The sequence below is a fragment of the Phycicoccus duodecadis genome (assembly GCF_002846495.1).
Classification (GTDB): domain Bacteria; phylum Actinomycetota; class Actinomycetes; order Actinomycetales; family Dermatophilaceae; genus Phycicoccus; species Phycicoccus duodecadis.
Map to the genome: position 1 here is coordinate 997242 of NZ_PJNE01000001.1, position 15398 is coordinate 1012639.

Here is a 15398-nt window from a genome sequence, read left to right on the forward strand (position 1 = left end):
CGGGGTGGGGACCCCGCGGATCGCTAGGGTGGCCGGGTCCAGGCCGCTGCGGCGGCATCCACGCGGCCGTGGGGTGACCCCGGCCGGCGACAAGGAGAACGTCGATGGCTGACGAGACGTACAAGGGCGAGTTCTACTGCGTGAAGTGCAAGGAGAAGCGCGAGGCCGAGGGGAAGGTCGTCGTGTCCGAGAACGGCCGCCGGATGGCCAAGGGCCAGTGCCCGGTCTGCGGCACCAACCTCAACCGCATCCTCGGCAAGGCCTGAGCCGCGCGTCACCCGCGGAAGGCCCCGGACCCGTCGTGGCCCGGGGCCTTCCGCCTGTGGACGACCGGCCCGGGCCGGGCGCGCCGCGGGGCAGGATGGCGGCGTCGTGGGAGCGACGCCGGGCAGGGTCGCGGTGGGACGGGGGTCGTGATGGGGCGCAGCGAGGTGGTGGTCGACGGCGCGGGGCCGCTGGCCGCCGAGACCGTCGCCCAGCTCCGCCGCTGCGGGGTCCGGGTGCGGGCCGGGGCCCTCGCGGCCGACGCCGCCGAGCTCGAGGTCGCCGGGGGTGCTCCTCCCCCGGCGCTCGTGGTGCTGGTCGCCGACGGGGAGGTCCCGCTCTGGCGGCGGGCGCCCTCGGCGGTCGCGCCGTGGCACCGGCTGGGGGTGCCCCAGCTCCCGGTCACCGCCGGGCCGGGGCCGCTGGTGGTCGGCCCGCTGGTCGTCCCGGGGCGGCCACCGTGCCTGGCCTGCGTCGGCGGCGGCCTCCCGGCGGCGCGGGCGGTCGCCGGCGGCCCGGCCCCCCGCCCGGACCACGCGGCCGTGCTGCTGGCGGCCGCCGTCACGAGCGTCACCGCCCTCGGCGTCCTGGGCGGCGACACGACTCTGGCCGCCATCTCGACCGAGATCGGGGCCCGGGCCGTGACAGTCGTGCACCGCGTCTGGGGCTCCCGTCCCGGGTGCCCGTGCGCGTCGGCGACAATGGCGGGGTGAGCGAGCGCGAGCGTGGCATCCCCGGGTCGTCCCTCGCGCGCGCCGCCCGCCTGGCGGGCCTGCCTCTCGGCCATGCCGGCCGAGCCGCGTTCGGGGTGGGCAAGCGCATCGGCGGCCGCCCGGCCGAGGCCGTGGCCGCCGAGCTGCAGGCCCGCACCGCCGAGCAGCTCTTCGCCGTGCTGGGCGAGCTCAAGGGCGGTGCGATGAAGTTCGGGCAGGCGCTGTCGGTCATGGAGGCCGCGATGCCCGAGGAGCTCGCCGGCCCCTACCGGGCCACCCTCACCCGGCTCCAGGAGTCCGGGCCGCCCATGGGCGTCGACCGGGTCCACGCCATCCTGGCCCAGGAGCTCGGACCCCGGTGGGCCAGCACCAAGCTCGTGGAGTTCGACGACACGCCCGCGGCGGCCGCGTCCATCGGCCAGGTCCACCGGGCGGTGTGGCGCGACGGCCGCGAGGTCGCCGTCAAGATCCAGTACCCCGGCGCCGGCAAGGCCCTGCTCTCGGACCTGAACCAGATCTCGCGGGTCGCCCGCGTCGCCGGGTCGTGGGTGCCCGGCATCGACGTCAAGCCGATCATGGACGAGCTGCGGGCACGGATGTCCGAGGAGCTCGACTACGCCCTCGAGGCCAAGCACCAGCGCCACTTCGCGAAGGCCTTCCGCGACGACGACGACGTGTTCGTGCCCGACGTGCTGGTCGAGTCCCCGCAGGTGCTGGTCACCGAGTGGGTCGAGGGCACGCCGCTGGCCGAGGTCATCCGCGAGGGCACCCAGGAACAGCGCGACGAGGCCGCCTCGCTCTACCTCGAGTTCCAGCTCCGCTCCCCCGGCCGAGCCCGGCTGCTGCACGCCGACCCGCATCCCGGCAACTTCCGGATCACCCCCGACGGCCGGCTCGGTGTCCTCGACTTCGGCGCCGTCAACCGCCTTCCCGGGGGCCTGCCGCCCGAGATGGGCGCGATCCTCACGGCCGCGCTGTCGGGCGACGGCGACGAGCTGGTGAAGGTGCTGCGCGCGGAGGGCTTCATCAAGCGCGGCATCGACATCGACCCCGCCGGTCTCGTCGAGTACATCGAGCCGCTGCTCGAGCCGATCCTGCACGAGCACTTCACCCCCACCCGGGCGTGGCTGCGCGGCGCCGCCGCCCAGCTGCAGGACCCCCGGCGCCCGCAGTTCCTCGTCGGGCTCAAGCTCAACCTGCCGCCGGAGTACCTGCTCATCCACCGGGTCTGGCTCGGCGGCATCGGCGTGCTCAGCCAGCTCGGCGGCACCGTGCCGCTGCGCGAGATGATCTGCGCCTACCTGCCCGGGGTCGACGAGTCGCGCTGGCCGCCGGCTCCCGACGCCGCCTGACCGCGCCTGACCGCGCCGGCCGCCCGGGTCACCACCAGGTCGGGTCGAGCTTCCCCTCGATGCTGCGCAGGTGCCGGCGGCTGCAGGCAGCACAGGTCCAGACCTCGCGCCCGTTCTCGATCCCGCGGCTCCAGGTGAGGCGCGCGGTGGCGGTCTCGCCGGCCGCCGGGCCGGCGCCGCACGTGGCGCACACCGGGGCCGGCTCGGCCGCCGGCATCGCCTCGTCGACGCCGCCGGACACGCTCAGGCCCGGGCCTTGGCCGCCGCCTTGGCCGCCTTCTTGAACTCACGGACCTTCTGGAGGGAGTCGGGGTCGACGACGTCGGCCACCGAGCGGAAGGACCCCTCCTCGGCGTAGGCGCCGCAGGCCTCGGCCCACCCCTCGGGGCGCACGCCGAGCTGCTTGCCGAGCAGGGCGGCGAAGATGCGGGCCTTCTGGTCACCGAAGCCCGGCAGCGCCTTGACCCGGTCGACGAGCTCGGCGCCGGTGGCGGCGGTGGTCCAGATGCGCGAGGCGTCGGCGTCGTACTCGTCGCGCACGACGGCGGCCAGCGCCTGCACCCGGCCGGCCATCGAGCGCCCGTAGCGGTGGATGGCCGGCGGGGTCGAGCACAGGTCGGCGAAGGCCTCCGGCTCGGCGGCGGCCAGGGCGGCCGGCTCGAGGGTGCCGAAGCGCTCGAGGATCTTGGCGGGCCCGGCGAAGGCGCGCTCCATCGGGAACTGCTGGTCGAGCAGCATCCCGGTCAGGAGGGCGAACGGGTCCTGCGAGAGGACCCGGTCGGCGGCGGGGTCCTGGGCGATCGTCAGCGCGGCCATGGGGTCAGCGTAGCCAGGACGTCGGCGACCACGGCGCGCCAGAAGTCGCGCTCGCGCACCGGGGGCACGGTGACCTCGGGGTGCGCGGGCACCGCCCCCGACGCGATGTCAGGGGCGGTGCGCGCGGCGGGCGTGACGCTCATCGGACGATGGCGTGCACGACCGCGACCAGCTGCTCGCGGTTCGCGGCCTCGCGCTGCCGGCGGCGCGTCTCGTGGACGCTGCGCTGGTGCACGAAGCGGCGGACGCGCTGCATCCGTCGGGTGTACATGTCGTTCTCCTGTCGGTGGTACGGCGGGGGCCGCCGCCTCAGGCGGCGACCTCGGACTTGCGGGGGCGGCCCCGGGGCCGCTTGCGCGCCACGGTGACTCCCTGGGCGAAGAGCTCGCCGCCCCAGACGCCCCACGGCTCACGCCGGTCGAGGGCGCCCGCGAGGCAGGTCTCCAGGACCGGGCAGGTCCGGCAGAGCGCCTTGGCGAACTCGACACCGTCGGGGGTGTCGGCGAACCACAGCTCGGCGTCGTTCTCGCGGCACGGGATCGTGTCACCGCGGGTCGAGGACGTCTCGTGCAGGTCCAGCAGGTCGGTCAGCTGCATCGGGGGGTCACCTCCTTGGTCGGCGCGCCGGGTGTGGCGCTGGTCGGTTCCGTCGCGCCGGGTGCGGCACGGGGTACTGGGTGGGCGGTCGCGGTGGTCCCGCTCGCTCCTGGTGCTCATGGCTTCTGGTCCTCGCGTGGCTGGTCTGGTCGGAAAGGTCGTGGGTGCCGGGACACGGGAAAGGCCGCGGATCCCTGGTGGGATCCGCGGCCTCGAGGTGGAAGGCGACCTGTGGTCTAGACAGGTGGCCCCTCGAGGCGGGGGTGTGCGGGTCCCTGGGTCGGGGCGTCCATCGCGACGACGCCGAGACCGACGGTCGGGGTGGCCGCGCGGTCACGCACGGCGATGCCGGCGGCGGACAGGGTGCGCCCCTGGAAACGACCGAGATCGCCTGCGTGGGCGGTGGTGGCGCCGATGCGGACGGCGGCGTACGACACGCAGGCAGCGGTCATCGCCGCGGCGTTCTTCGTCGTGGTCTCCATCAGGCCGACCTCCTCACAGGTCTCGGGTCCGTCCGGTGCCCGGGCGGGCACGCGAGGTGTACGACGGTCACTGTAGGACCGGCCTCGAACGGGCGGCAACGCATTAATCGCCGATCTCGCGGGCGAGCAGGGCGGATTCGGGCCCGGTATGGCTGCGGCTCAACCGTTCTCAGCAGCAGAAAAATCTTTGACAATCTCGAGGACGGCGTCGCCGTAGCGGTCGAGCTTGGCCGGCCCGACCCCCGCGATGCCGGCCAGGGCGGCCCGGTCGGCCGGCACGCGTTCGGCGATGGCGGTGAGGGTGGCGTCGGTGAAGACCACGAACGCGGGCACGTCGTTCTCCTTGGCCGTGGCCAGGCGCCACTCGCGCAGCGTCTCGAACAGGCGCTCGTCCATCGAGGGCGGGCAGTCGGCGCAGCGCCCGATGGTGCGTTCCTTGGCGGTGGCCAGCCCCGCGTCGCACACCCGGCAGGTGGTGCGGGCCGCCGCAGGCACGGCTTTGACCTTCTTGGCCGTCTTGGGGCGGCTGCGGGCGGCGGCGCCGAGGACGGCCTCGGTGCCGTCGAGGAAGCGGGAGGGCCGGCGGGTGGGCTTGGCCCCCGGCGTGCGGGCCCGCGCGTACGAGAGCACCAGTCGCTCGCGGGCCCGGGTGACGCCGACGTAGAGCAGCCGCCGCTCCTCCTCGATCTCGTCGGGGGTCTCGGCCATCGTGATCGGCAGCAGGCCGTCGGAGCATCCCGAGAGGAAGACGGTGTCCCACTCGAGGCCCTTGGCGGCGTGCAGGGACGCGAGGGTGACGCCCTGCACCGTGGGCGCGTGCTGGGCGGCCGCGCGCTCGGCGAGCTCGCCGACGAAGACGGGCAGGCGGGCGTCGGGCGTCGTGGCGGCGAGGTCGTCGGCGAGGGCGGCGAGCGCGGCGAGCGACTCCCAGCGCTCGCGGGCGGCGCCGCCGGAGGTGGGGGCCTCGCGGGTCCAGCCCGCGCCGAGCAGGACGTCGCGCACGAGGTCGGGCAGCGGCACCTCGCCGTCGTCGGTGCGGGCGGCGCCGCGCAGCAGGACCACGGCGTCGCGGACCTCCTTGCGCGAGAAGAACCGCTCGCCACCGCGCACGAGGTAGGGGATGCCGCGCTCGGCGAGGGCGGACTCGAGCCGCTCGCTCTGGCCGTTGGTGCGGAACAGGACGGCGATCTCGGAGGCGGGGTGGCCGGCCTCGACCAGGGCCGCGGCCCGGGTAGCGATCTGCTCCGCCTCGGCCGGGTCGTCGTCGGCGACCAGCAGCTCGGGGGCGGCGCCCTCGGGCCGCTGGGCGCGCAGCTCGACCGAGCCCGAGCGGCGGCCACCGCCGGGGCTGCGCAGCACCAGGTTGGCCAGCCCGACGACCTGCGGCGTGGAGCGGTAGTTGCGCACGAGCTCGACGACGCGGGCGTCGGGGTGGCGGGTGCGGAAGCCCAGCAGGTGCTCGGGCGAGGCGCCGGTGAAGGAGTAGATGGTCTGGGCCGGGTCGCCGACGACGCACACGTCGTCGCGGCCGCCGAGCCAGAGGTCGAGCAGGGTCTGCTGGAGGCGGTTGACGTCCTGGTACTCGTCGACCACGAAGTGCCGGTACTGCGCGCGCACCGCCCGGGCGACCTGCTCGTGCTCGCCGAGGATCCCGGCCGTGAGGAGCAGGACGTCCTCGAAGTCGATGACGCCGCGGTCGGTCTTGACGTCCTCGTAGGTGCTCATGAGCCGCGCCATCGCGGTGGCGTCGAGCCCGGCGGGGGGTTCGCGGCGCTGGGCCCGGGCGGCGGCGGCGTACCCGTCGGCGGTGAGCATCGAGACCTTGGCCCACTCGATCTCGGCGGCGGCGTCGCGGATGCCCGGCGAGTCGAGCCGCAGCCGCAGCCGGCCGCCGGCCTCGGCGACGGCCGAGGCCTTGTGCGGCATGACCTCGGGCGCGGCGCCGCCGATGGCCTGTGGCCAGAAGTAGTGCAGCTGGCGCAGGGCGGCGGCGTGGAAGGTGCGCGCCTGGACCCCGCCCACCCCGAGGTCGCGCAGGCGGGTGCGCATCTCGCCGGCCGCGCGCGCGGTGAAGGTGACGGCCAGCACGCGCTGGGGCTGGTAGGTACCCGAGAGCACCCCGTAGGCGATGCGGTGGGTGATGGCGCGGGTCTTGCCGGTGCCGGCGCCCGCCAGCACGCACATCGGCCCGCGGGGGTGCGCCGCGACCTCGCGCTGCTCGGGGTCGAGGGCGTCGAGGACGGCGTCGGCTCCGGGATGCACGGGCAGGGTCGTCATGGCGTCCCGATCCTAGGTGGGGCCCCCGACGGTGCGGTCGCCGGGAAGGGGGCCACTCGTCGTCCGGGGTCGGCGGGTGGTGGGAAGCATCCGCCCGTCGTGGGCGTTGCCAGCAGCATGAGCACCCCCGCACTGCCCGCCACCGGCACCGTGACGATGTTCTCGACGACCTGGTGCGGCTACTGCCGCCGGTTGAAGTCCCAGCTCGACCGCGAGGGCATCGCGTACGACGAGGTCGACATCGAGCGCCAGCCCGACGCCGCCGACTACGTGATGACCGTCAACGGCGGCAACCAGACCGTCCCGACCGTGCTGTTCCCGGACGGCTCGGCCCTGACCAACCCGTCGGTCGCGCAGGTGCGCGAGCGCCTGGGCTGAGCCCGGTCGCCGAGCCCGAGCCGTCGGGGCCCGGGCGGCGGCGCGCTCAGCGCATCGACACGACCTCGGGCGCGTCGAGCGGGCCGCCGAGCCAGTGCTCCAGCAGCCGCCGCGCGATGGAGACGCGCCCCGGCACCAGCACCGACCCGTCGGCCACCGCGGCGCGCAGCTCGTCGCGGGTGAACCACCGGGCGGCCGCGATCTCGTCGTCCTGGAGCGTCAGGGCGGTGCCCCGCGCCCGCGCGGTGAAGCCGACCATCAGCGAGGACGGGAAGGGCCACGGCTGGTCGCCGAGGTAGGTGACCTCGTCGACCTCGACCCCGACCTCCTCGGCCACCTCGCGCGCCACGGCCGAGGCCAGGGTCTCGCCGGGCTCCACGAACCCGGCCAGGACCGACATGGCGGTGCTGCGGAAGCCCTTGCCGCTCGCCAGCAGCAGCCGGTCGGCGTCGTCGACGACCGACATGATGACGGCCACGTCGGTGCGCGGGTAGTGCTCGCTGCCGTCGTCGGGGCACCGGCGGACCCAGCCCGACGTGGCGGCCGCGGTGGGGCTGCCGCACCGCGGGCAGAACGGGTGGGCGCGGTGCCAGTTGGCCAGCGCCAGCGTGGTCGTGAAGAGGGCGGCGCCGAGGTCGTCGAGGTGGGCACCGACCTGGCGCAGCGTGCGCAGCCGAGGGTCGGGTTCGCCCGGCGCGTCGTGCACGACCCCCACGTGCGCCGCCCCGTCGCGCTCGCCCAGGTAGATCGCGAGGCGGTCGGCATCGGCGTCCTCGGGCGGCCCGAGGGTCACCGTCACCGCGCCGTCGCCGAGCTCGTCGACCCCCACGGCGTCCCCGTACAGCCGGAGCACGCGCGTGCCGGGGTCGGCGAGCAGCCGGGGCAGCAGCGCGGGGTCGGAGCGCAGCTCGGCGCGGCGGTCGAGAGCCGCGGCGCCGAGGGCGACGGAGGGAAGAGTTCGCTCGGCACGGGGCACGGCTCCCAGCCTACGGCGCTCCGTCGGCATACCGTGGGGGCGTGGACCGCAGCCCCGCCTTCCTCGCAGCGCTCGCCAGCGCTGCCGTTCCCGGGCTGGACCCGGTGAGTGTCGAGGCCCTCCCGAGCCTGCCCGGGCAGTCCTTCGACATCGCGTTCGTCCAGGACACCGAGCACCGCCGCTGGGTGGTGCGGGCTCCCCGCACCGACGTCGCGGGCGCCGAGATGGACCGGGCGGTGACCCTGCTCGGGCTGCTGGCACGGCGGCTGCCGTTCGCGGTGCCGGCCCCCAAGGGGTTCGTGGCCCTCGAGGAGGGCGGCCGGGCCGCTGTCTACCCCTACCTGCCGGGGCATCCCCTCGAGCTCGCCGAGCTGCCGCCCGGCCCCGGGTTGGCTGCCGAGCTCGGGCGGGCCGTGGCCGCGCTGCACAACACCGACCCCGCGCTGTTCGAGGAGGCGGGGCTGCCGGCGTACGACGCCGACGCCTACCGCACCCGCCGGCTGGCCGAGCTCGACCGGGCGGCTGCCACCGGCCGCGTCCCCACGGCCCTGCTGACCCGCTGGGAGGGAGCGCTCGAGGACGTCGCGCTGTGGCGGTTCGCGGCCACTCCGGTGCACGGCGACCTCACCGGGGACCAGGTGCTGGCCGTCTTCCGCGACGAGCGCGATGCGGCCACCGGCAGCGTCAAGGCGATGACGGGCTGGGAGGACGCCAAGGTCGCCGACCCCGCCGACGACTTCGCGGCCCTGGTCACCGAGGCCTCCCCCGATGCCGTCGAGACCGTCCTCGAGGCCTACGCCCACGCCCGCGTCGAGCGCCCCGACCCCAACCTCGTGGTGCGGGCCCGGCTCGGCGCCGAGCTCGGGCTGCTGGCCCGCCTGATGGATGCGCTGGCCCGCAAGGACCCCGGCGCGGTGGAGGTCCTGGCCACCCAGCTGCGCCGGCTCGACGACGAGGTGCACACCGCGCTCGACGGTGGCGGCGACGACTACCGGCGGCTCTCACTGGCCCCCGTCGCCGTGCGTGACCGGCCGACCGCTCCCCCGCAGCTGGTGGTCGACGACGACGATGACGACGTGCTGCCCGAGGTGCCGGAGGTCGCTGAGGTCACCGAGGCCGAGCCGCAGCGAGGACTCGGCTGATCTCGGCCGCATCCGGCAGCTCGGGCCAGACCGTCTCGCCGGTCGCCGCGTGGAAGAACGCCCCCCGCACCCGGTCGGGCTCCACCCCGCGCAGCCGCGCCCACGCCAGCCGGTAGGCGGCCAGCTGGAGCGCTCGCGAGCGGGCCTTGGCCCCGGTGGCCGGCGGCCCGGTCTTCCAGTCGACCACGATCCACTGCGGCTCACCGCCGTCGGCCCGCTCCTCGAAGACGGCGTCGATCCGGCCGCGCACGGCGATGCCGTCGATGACGGTCTCGACGCTGGTCTCGACCTCGGCCGGCTGCCGGTCGGCCCACTCGGAGGCCAGGAACGCCTGCCGCAGCGGCTCGAGCCCGATGTCGGCGGCATCGTCGTCGGCCGAGCCCGGGAGCTCGTCGACCTCGACGATCGCGGCCCGCGCGTAGTGCTGCTCGACCCAGGCGTGGAAGGCCGTGCCCCGCCGCGCCGCGAGCGCCGGGGGCTGCGGCATCGGGCGGCGCAGCGCGGAGGTGAAGGCCTCGGCGTCGTCGGCCAGGGAGACCAGGGCCGAGGTCGACAGGTGCGGCGGCAGCTCGACCTCGAGGTCGCCGCCCCGCCGCCGGGCCGCACGCTCACCGAGCAGGAGCCGGGCCTCCTCCGCCCAGCGGCCCCGGGTGGCCATGGCGTCGGGGGCGCCGGCCCGCAGCGCGGCCACCGACTCCTTGACGGCCCGGGCCGGCCCGGCGAGGGCCGCCAGGCGCGCCGACCGCTCCGGCTCGGGCCAGGTGACCGAGACCGGCTCGGCGGTGCGCGGGTTCTGCGGCTTGGGGTCGTCGGTGGGGGGCATGGGCTCCCAGGGGGCGTCGAGGTCGGCGAGCCCGGCATCGCGGACCTCGGTCAGGAAGCGCGAGGTGATGCGGGGCGTCGACGCGGTGCCCCACACCGGCGCGGTGAGCAGCAGGTCACGGCGCGCCCGGGTGGTGGCGACGTAGGCGAGACGACGTTCCTCGGTGATGCCGTGCGCCGCCCCCTCGGCCAGGAAGCGGGCGTGGGCGGCGGCCAGGTCGTCCCAGTCGGCCACGCTGCGCCAGGGCAGGTGCGGGAGGCCGTCGGCGTCGCCGCGCAGGTCGTAGGGCAGGGCGTCCAGCCCCACGAGCCAGCCCTTGTCGTTCGGCTCGCCGTGGGTCCACCCCTCGTCGGCCAGCTTCGTCTGGGCGGAGTGCGCGGGGAAGGACCCCTCGACCATCCCTGGCACCGCCACGACGTCCCACTCGAGGCCCTTGGCGGCGTGCACGGTCATCACCTGGACGGCGTCGGGACGCGCCTCGACCCAGCCCAGGTCGAGCCCCCGCTCCTCGTCGACGGCGGCGTCGAGCCACGCCAGGAAGCCACCCAGGGAGGTGCGGTCGGCGCTCGTGGAGAAGGCGGCGGCGACCTCCGCGAAGGCGTCGAGGTGGGCCCGGGCCGCCCCGGGGCTCCAGCCCGGGCGGGCCAGCACCTCGACATCGAGACCGAGCGCGGTCTCGGCCTCGGCCGCGATCTCGGCCAGCCCCAGGCCGGTGAGGCCCCGCAGCCGGCGGACCGCGCGGCCGAGGCCGTCGAGGCGTTCGAGCGCGAGCGGCGAGAGGCGCTGACCCTCGTCACCCACCCAGGAGGCAGGGGGCAGGTCGTGGAGGGCCTCGACGATGCTGGCCCGCTCGCTGGCGTCGGGGGCGAGGTCGCGCCCACGGTCGTCCTCGCCGGTCGACCCGCGGGCCTGGCGCTGGCGCAGCCGTGCCCACTCGCCCAGCCCGTCGAGGTCGGCCACCCCGAGGCGGCAGGACGGCCCGGTGAGCAGCCGCATCAGGTGGTCGCCGCGGGTGGGGTCCTGGACGACCCACAGCATCGCGACGAGGTCGGCGACCTCGGGGGTGTGCAGCAGGCCGCCGAGGCCGACGACCTCGTACGGGACGCCGCGGGCCTCGAGCGCGTCGACGACCGGCCGGAACTGGGAACGCTTGCGGCACAGCACCGCTGCCGTCGCGGCGCGATGGCGTTCGCGGCGCTCCTGGAGCCAGGCCGCCACGTGCTCGGCCTCGTCCTCGATGGTGAGCAGCCGGGCGACCGCGACGTGGCCGGGCCCGGCGTCGGCCCGCGCGACGAGGGACTCGACCGGCACCCGGGCGGATGCCGACAGCGGCGCCGCCACCCGGTTGGCGACGGCGAGCACGGCGTGGTCGTTGCGCCAGCTCGTGGCGAGGTGCTGCACCCGGGCGGGCTCGGGGTCGGCGAAGTCGGAGCGGAAGCGGTCGAGGGTGGTCGAGCTCGCGCCCCGCCATCCGTAGATGGACTGGTGCGGGTCGCCGACGGCGGTGACCGGCACCGGCTCGCCGGGCGCGACGAAGAGGGCGCGGAGCAGCTGGAGCTGGGCCTCGGAGGTGTCCTGGAACTCGTCCAGCAGCACCGCTCGGTAGCGCGCCCGTTCACCGGCGCCGACCTCCGGCACCTCGCGCGCGATGCGGGCCGCCAGTGCCATCTGGTCGGCGAAGTCCATGGCGTCGCGCGAGCGCTTGAGCTCGGCGTAGCGCTGGACCAGGGGCAGGACCGCGCGGCGCTCGCGGAGCACGGCGAGGGCGTCGCGCACCGGCGCCGGGTAGGCCGTGCGCCTCGACGCGCCCCGGGGCACGGCCTCCAGGGTGGCCACGACCTCGTCGAGGTGGGCTGCGACGGCATCGACGTCGACCAGGTGCTCGGCCATCTCGCCCGCGATGTCGACCAGCGCGGTGGTGACGGTGGACTCGGCCTTCTCGACGCCCTCGACGTCGCCGTCCCACGACGCGACGGCCTCGTGGGCGAACTGCCAGGCCGCGGCCTCGCTCAGCAGCCGGCTCTCGGACTCGATGCCCAGCCGGACGCCGTGCTCGCGCACGAGCCCGGCCGCGTAGGAGTGGTAGGTCGAGACGGTGGGGCCGTCGTCGAGGACGGCCGCGACGTCGTCGGTGCGTGGTGCCCACAGCCCGGCCTCACGGAGGGCGGCGAGCCGGGCCATGAGGCGCTCGCCGAGCTCGCCGGCCGCCTTGCGGGTGAAGGTGAGGCCGAGGACCTGGTCGGGCTCGACGAGCCCGTTGGCGACCAGCCACACGACGCGGGCCGCCATCGTCTCGGTCTTGCCGGAGCCGGCCCCGGCCACGACGAGCAGGGGCGCGAGCGGGGCCTCGATGACGGCGGCCTGCTCGGCGGTGGGGGCATAGGACTGCCCCAGGGCCCGAGCGAGGTCGACCGCGCTCCAGCGCAGGCCGGTGTCGGTGGTGGTCACAGCCGCCGGCCCTCCTCGCGCGCCGGGCACGACGACTGGAGCTGGCACGACCCGCACCAGGTCCCGGGGGTGGCGATGAAGGTGGCCGCCCCCATCGCGTCGGCGGTGGTCTCGAGCAGCTCGGCGGCCCAGCCCGGCTCGGGGTCGTCGGCGAGCGGAGCCTGCACCTGGAGCGTGGTGATCTTGTTGGCCGCCCGGCCGAGCTGGAGCAGGGCCGCCCCGCCCGATGCACGCCCGTGGGCGGCCAGGGCCCCTGCCTCGACGGCCAGCTGGTAGGCGCCCAGCTGGCCGTGCCGGCGTACCTCGTCGGCGCTCGGCTTGCTGGCGCCGGTCTTGAGGTCGACCACGCGCACGCGGCCCTGGCCGTCGACCTCGATGCGGTCGACGCGCCCGCGCACCACGGCCCGGCCGAGGGCGACGCGCATCGCCTCCTCGGAGGCGGCGCGCCGCCAGCCGGCCGCCGACGACTCCGCGACGTAGGTGGCCAGGCGCCCGGCCATCTGCTGCGCGCGGGCCAGGTCGCGGCGCGAGAGCCAGCCCGGTGGCATCCCGAGGCGGCCCCACCGCCGCTCGATCTCGGCGGCGTAGGTGGCGGCGTCGGTGTCGCCGAGGTCGTGCGCGACGTCGTGGACGAGGGTCCCGATGTCGGCCGCACCGACCGACGGGCCCTCGCCGCCCGCGGAGCGCAGCGCCCACTGCAGCCCGCACCGGGCGAACCGGTCGATGGCCGACGGCGACACACCCACCGGCCGGTCGGGGGCGCGCCGCGGACGGTCGTCGGTGGTCTCGCGCAGGGCCCACCAGCGGCTCGGGTCGGCGCCGGGGACACCCTCGACGGCCAGCCGCGCCAGGGTGGCCACCGCCGCGCCACGGACCTGGGGGTCGTCGGCCACCAGCTCGCGGCGCAGCTCTGCGACCAGGCCGGGGAGGGTCGCAGGCCGGGGGACGTCGGTGAAGGGCCGCGGCTCGGTGCGGGGGTCGACGACGTCGAGGTACGGCGAGGGCTGCTCGTCCTCGCTGCGCACCGCCGTGACGACTACCCGCTCGCGCGCCCGGGTGAGGGCCACGTGGAAGAGCCGGGTCTCGTCGTGGCGCACCTGGGCCCGGGCGGCGCGGGCGTCGCCGGCCCGGCCGGTGACGACGTCGACGAGCTCGGTGGAGCGCAGCAGCGAGCCGCGCAGCCGGAGGTCGGGCCATACCCCCTCCTGGACGCCTGCGACGACGACGAGGTCCCACTCGCGCCCGGCCGAGGCCGCGGGCGTCAGCAGGGCGACGGACTCGCCGTCGGGGGCCCGGGCGACGAGGCTGTCGCCGGCGACGTCCTGGGCGAGCAGGTGGTCGAGGAACTGCGCGGGTGGGGCGGCGGGGAGTCGCTCGACGAACCGGCCGGCAGCGTCGAAGAGGCCGAGCACGGCGTCGAGGTCACGGTCGGCCCGGCGGCCCGCGGCGCCCCCGGCCAGGGCGCTCTCGCGCCAGGGGCCGGCCAGGCCGCTGGCACGCCACATGGCCCACAGCACGTCCTCGACCCCTGACCCCTCGGACAGGGCGGCGACCGCGGTGGCCAGCACCCGCGAGACCGCCCGGGCGGGTCGGGCCTCGGGGCCCAGTCGCTCGAGCACGAACGGGGCCAGCACGGCCTCGGCCAGCAGCACGTCGCTGGGCCGCCCCCCGCCGGACTCGAGCTCGAGGCGGCGCAGCGAGCGTCGCAGCCGGCGCAGCACGACGGCGTCGGCCCCGCCCACCGGGGAGGTCAGGACGTCGACCAGGGCCGCGGGGTCGAGGGTCTCGGCCCCGGCCGCGACGCCGAGCGCCATCCGCAGCAGGGCGAGGAAGGGGCGCACGGCCGGCTCGTCGCGGACCGGGAGGTCGGCGGTGGCGGTACCGACCGGCACTCCCGAGCCGGTGAGCACCCGCCGCAGGGTGGCCGTGCGCGAGCCGCCGCGCACCAGTACCGCCATCCGCGACCAGGGCACCGATGCCTCGAGGTGGGCCCGCCGCAGCAGGCCCGCGACCAGCGCGGCCTCCTGGGCGACGGTGCGCACCAGGTGGACCTCGACGGCGCCCCCGTCACGCTCCGGGGCGGGACGGCGATGGGCCGGTCCACCGACGACGCCGACGTGCCCGACCACCCGGGTCGCCGCGTCCTGCACGACGGCCGGGCAGCGGTGGCCGGTCGTCAGCACGACCGTGGTGGCGTCGGGCCAGGCACCGACGAACAGGCGCGGGTCGGCGCCGCGGAAGGTCTGGGTCGAGGCGTCGGGGTCGCCGAGCAGGACGAGGTCGACGGCCCCGCGCCCCACGACCGTGCGGAGCAGCCGCAGCCCCGCGGGGGTGAGGTCCTGGGCGTCGTCGACGACCACGAGCCGGACCCGCGCACGGAGCCGGTCGAGCGCGTCGGGGTCGTCCTCGAGGTGGTCGGCGGCCGCGCCCAGGACCCACGCCGGGTCGAACGCACCGGGCGCGGACAGCGCGGTGACCTCGTCGTACTCGCGCAGCACGTCGGCGGCGGCCACCCACTCGGGCCGCTCGTGCTCGCGCCCCAGGGCGGCGAGGTCGTGGGGCTCGAGGCCCAGCTCGACGGCGCGCATCAGCAGGTCGCGCAGCTCGCCGCGGAAGGTGCGTGTGGGGAGGGCCAGCTGCAGGGATGCCGGCCACGGGGGCGCCGGGGCCTCGCCCGCGGCGTGGCCGGCCAGCAGCTCGGCGAGGACGACGTCCTGCTCGGGGCCGCTGAGCAGCCGTGGCGCCGGGTCGCCGACCAGGGCCGCGGCCTCGCGCAGGATGCCGAAGCCGAAGGACTGGTGGGTGCGGGCCAGCGGGGTGGTGCTGGTGCCGCCGACGCGGGTCGTCAGGGCGTCACGCAGGCGGGCGGCCGCGAGGCGGGTGGGGGCCAGCAGCAGGCACGCGTCGGCGCGTAGCCCCTCGGCCACCCGCGCCGCCACCACCTCGACGGCCGTGGTGGAGCGGCCCGTGCCCGGCGCCCCGAGGACCCGCAGGACCGGCCCGCGGTGCTCGACCACGGCCTGCTGCGCGGCGTCGAGCCCCACGGGGCCGGAGGCGGCCGCGGGGTCGGGGCGGGTCAGGACGAGCACGCGAGCGATTCCATCACGCCGCTCCGACAGCGCGGCGTGGC

Annotated in this window: 15 protein-coding genes; 5 read left to right on the top strand and 10 right to left on the bottom strand. The window is 76.5% G+C overall.

Annotation, left to right across the window (positions count from 1 at the left end):
• Positions 1-104: 104 nt before the first annotated feature.
• From ATL31_RS16500 to ATL31_RS04560, 3 genes are all read left to right on the top strand, one after another.
• A complete protein-coding gene (locus ATL31_RS16500) occupies positions 105-266 on the top strand; it encodes a DUF5679 domain-containing protein (protein WP_013493366.1) in 162 nt (53 codons plus the stop codon).
• Between the two features lie 150 nt (positions 267-416).
• Entirely contained in the window at positions 417-977 is a 561-nt protein-coding gene (locus ATL31_RS16400) for a hypothetical protein (protein WP_158239784.1), read from the top strand.
• Positions 974-2329, top strand: a complete 1356-nt coding sequence (locus ATL31_RS04560) for an ABC1 kinase family protein (protein WP_245861923.1) — start codon at positions 974-976, stop codon at positions 2327-2329. Before ATL31_RS16400 ends, ATL31_RS04560 begins: the two co-directional genes overlap by 4 nt.
• A 28-nt stretch (positions 2330-2357) precedes the next feature.
• Here the strand turns inward: ATL31_RS04560 and ATL31_RS04565 are convergent, their stop codons facing one another.
• The 7 genes from ATL31_RS04565 to ATL31_RS04585 form a co-directional block, all read right to left on the bottom strand.
• The gene (locus tag ATL31_RS04565; RefSeq protein WP_245861925.1) at positions 2358-2570 is read right to left on the bottom strand and encodes a hypothetical protein; all 213 of its coding nucleotides are present in this window, start codon (positions 2568-2570) and stop codon (positions 2358-2360) included.
• 2 nt (positions 2571-2572) lie between these two features.
• Positions 2573-3145, bottom strand: coding sequence for an HhH-GPD-type base excision DNA repair protein (locus ATL31_RS04570; RefSeq protein ID WP_101394730.1), 573 nt, complete (start codon positions 3143-3145; stop codon positions 2573-2575).
• Positions 3133-3288 carry a hypothetical protein gene (locus tag ATL31_RS16405; protein ID WP_158239785.1) on the bottom strand — a complete coding sequence of 52 codons (156 nt, stop codon included), beginning with the start codon at positions 3286-3288 and terminating at the stop codon, positions 3133-3135. Before ATL31_RS16405 ends, ATL31_RS04570 begins: the two co-directional genes overlap by 13 nt.
• A complete protein-coding gene (locus ATL31_RS17050; RefSeq protein WP_281256252.1) occupies positions 3285-3416 on the bottom strand; it encodes a hypothetical protein in 132 nt (43 codons plus the stop codon). Before ATL31_RS17050 ends, ATL31_RS16405 begins: the two co-directional genes overlap by 4 nt.
• Positions 3417-3454: 38 nt before the next feature.
• Positions 3455-3742 (bottom strand): WhiB family transcriptional regulator, encoded by a 288-nt coding sequence (locus ATL31_RS04575; protein WP_101394731.1) that lies wholly within the window; start codon positions 3740-3742, stop codon positions 3455-3457.
• A gap of 236 nt (positions 3743-3978) precedes the next feature.
• Positions 3979-4224, bottom strand: a complete 246-nt coding sequence (locus ATL31_RS04580; RefSeq protein WP_101394732.1) for a hypothetical protein — start codon at positions 4222-4224, stop codon at positions 3979-3981.
• A 159-nt stretch (positions 4225-4383) separates the two neighbouring features.
• Positions 4384-6501 carry an ATP-dependent DNA helicase UvrD2 gene (locus tag ATL31_RS04585; protein WP_101394733.1) on the bottom strand — a complete coding sequence of 706 codons (2118 nt, stop codon included), beginning with the start codon at positions 6499-6501 and terminating at the stop codon, positions 4384-4386.
• 117 nt (positions 6502-6618) lie between these two features.
• Here ATL31_RS04585 and ATL31_RS04590 point away from each other — a divergent pair, with 117 nt between their 5' ends.
• Positions 6619-6879 (top strand): mycoredoxin, encoded by a 261-nt coding sequence (locus ATL31_RS04590; protein WP_101394734.1) that lies wholly within the window; start codon positions 6619-6621, stop codon positions 6877-6879.
• Between the two features lie 46 nt (positions 6880-6925).
• Here ATL31_RS04590 and nudC read toward each other — a convergent pair whose 3' ends face one another.
• Positions 6926-7855 (bottom strand): NAD(+) diphosphatase, encoded by a 930-nt coding sequence (gene nudC / locus ATL31_RS04595; protein WP_245861927.1) that lies wholly within the window; start codon positions 7853-7855, stop codon positions 6926-6928.
• A gap of 41 nt (positions 7856-7896) precedes the next feature.
• Here nudC and ATL31_RS04600 point away from each other — a divergent pair, with 41 nt between their 5' ends.
• The gene (locus ATL31_RS04600; protein WP_101394736.1) at positions 7897-8997 is read left to right on the top strand and encodes a macrolide 2'-phosphotransferase; all 1101 of its coding nucleotides are present in this window, start codon (positions 7897-7899) and stop codon (positions 8995-8997) included.
• Here ATL31_RS04600 and ATL31_RS04605 read toward each other — a convergent pair.
• Together ATL31_RS04605 and ATL31_RS04610 are read right to left on the bottom strand one after the other, a co-directional pair.
• Positions 8963-12268 (bottom strand): ATP-dependent helicase, encoded by a 3306-nt coding sequence (locus ATL31_RS04605; protein ID WP_101394737.1) that lies wholly within the window; start codon positions 12266-12268, stop codon positions 8963-8965. The genes ATL31_RS04600 and ATL31_RS04605 overlap by 35 nt on opposite strands.
• Positions 12265-15357 carry an ATP-dependent helicase gene (locus tag ATL31_RS04610; RefSeq protein ID WP_101394738.1) on the bottom strand — a complete coding sequence of 1031 codons (3093 nt, stop codon included), beginning with the start codon at positions 15355-15357 and terminating at the stop codon, positions 12265-12267. Before ATL31_RS04610 ends, ATL31_RS04605 begins: the two co-directional genes overlap by 4 nt.
• Positions 15358-15398 lie beyond the last annotated feature (41 nt).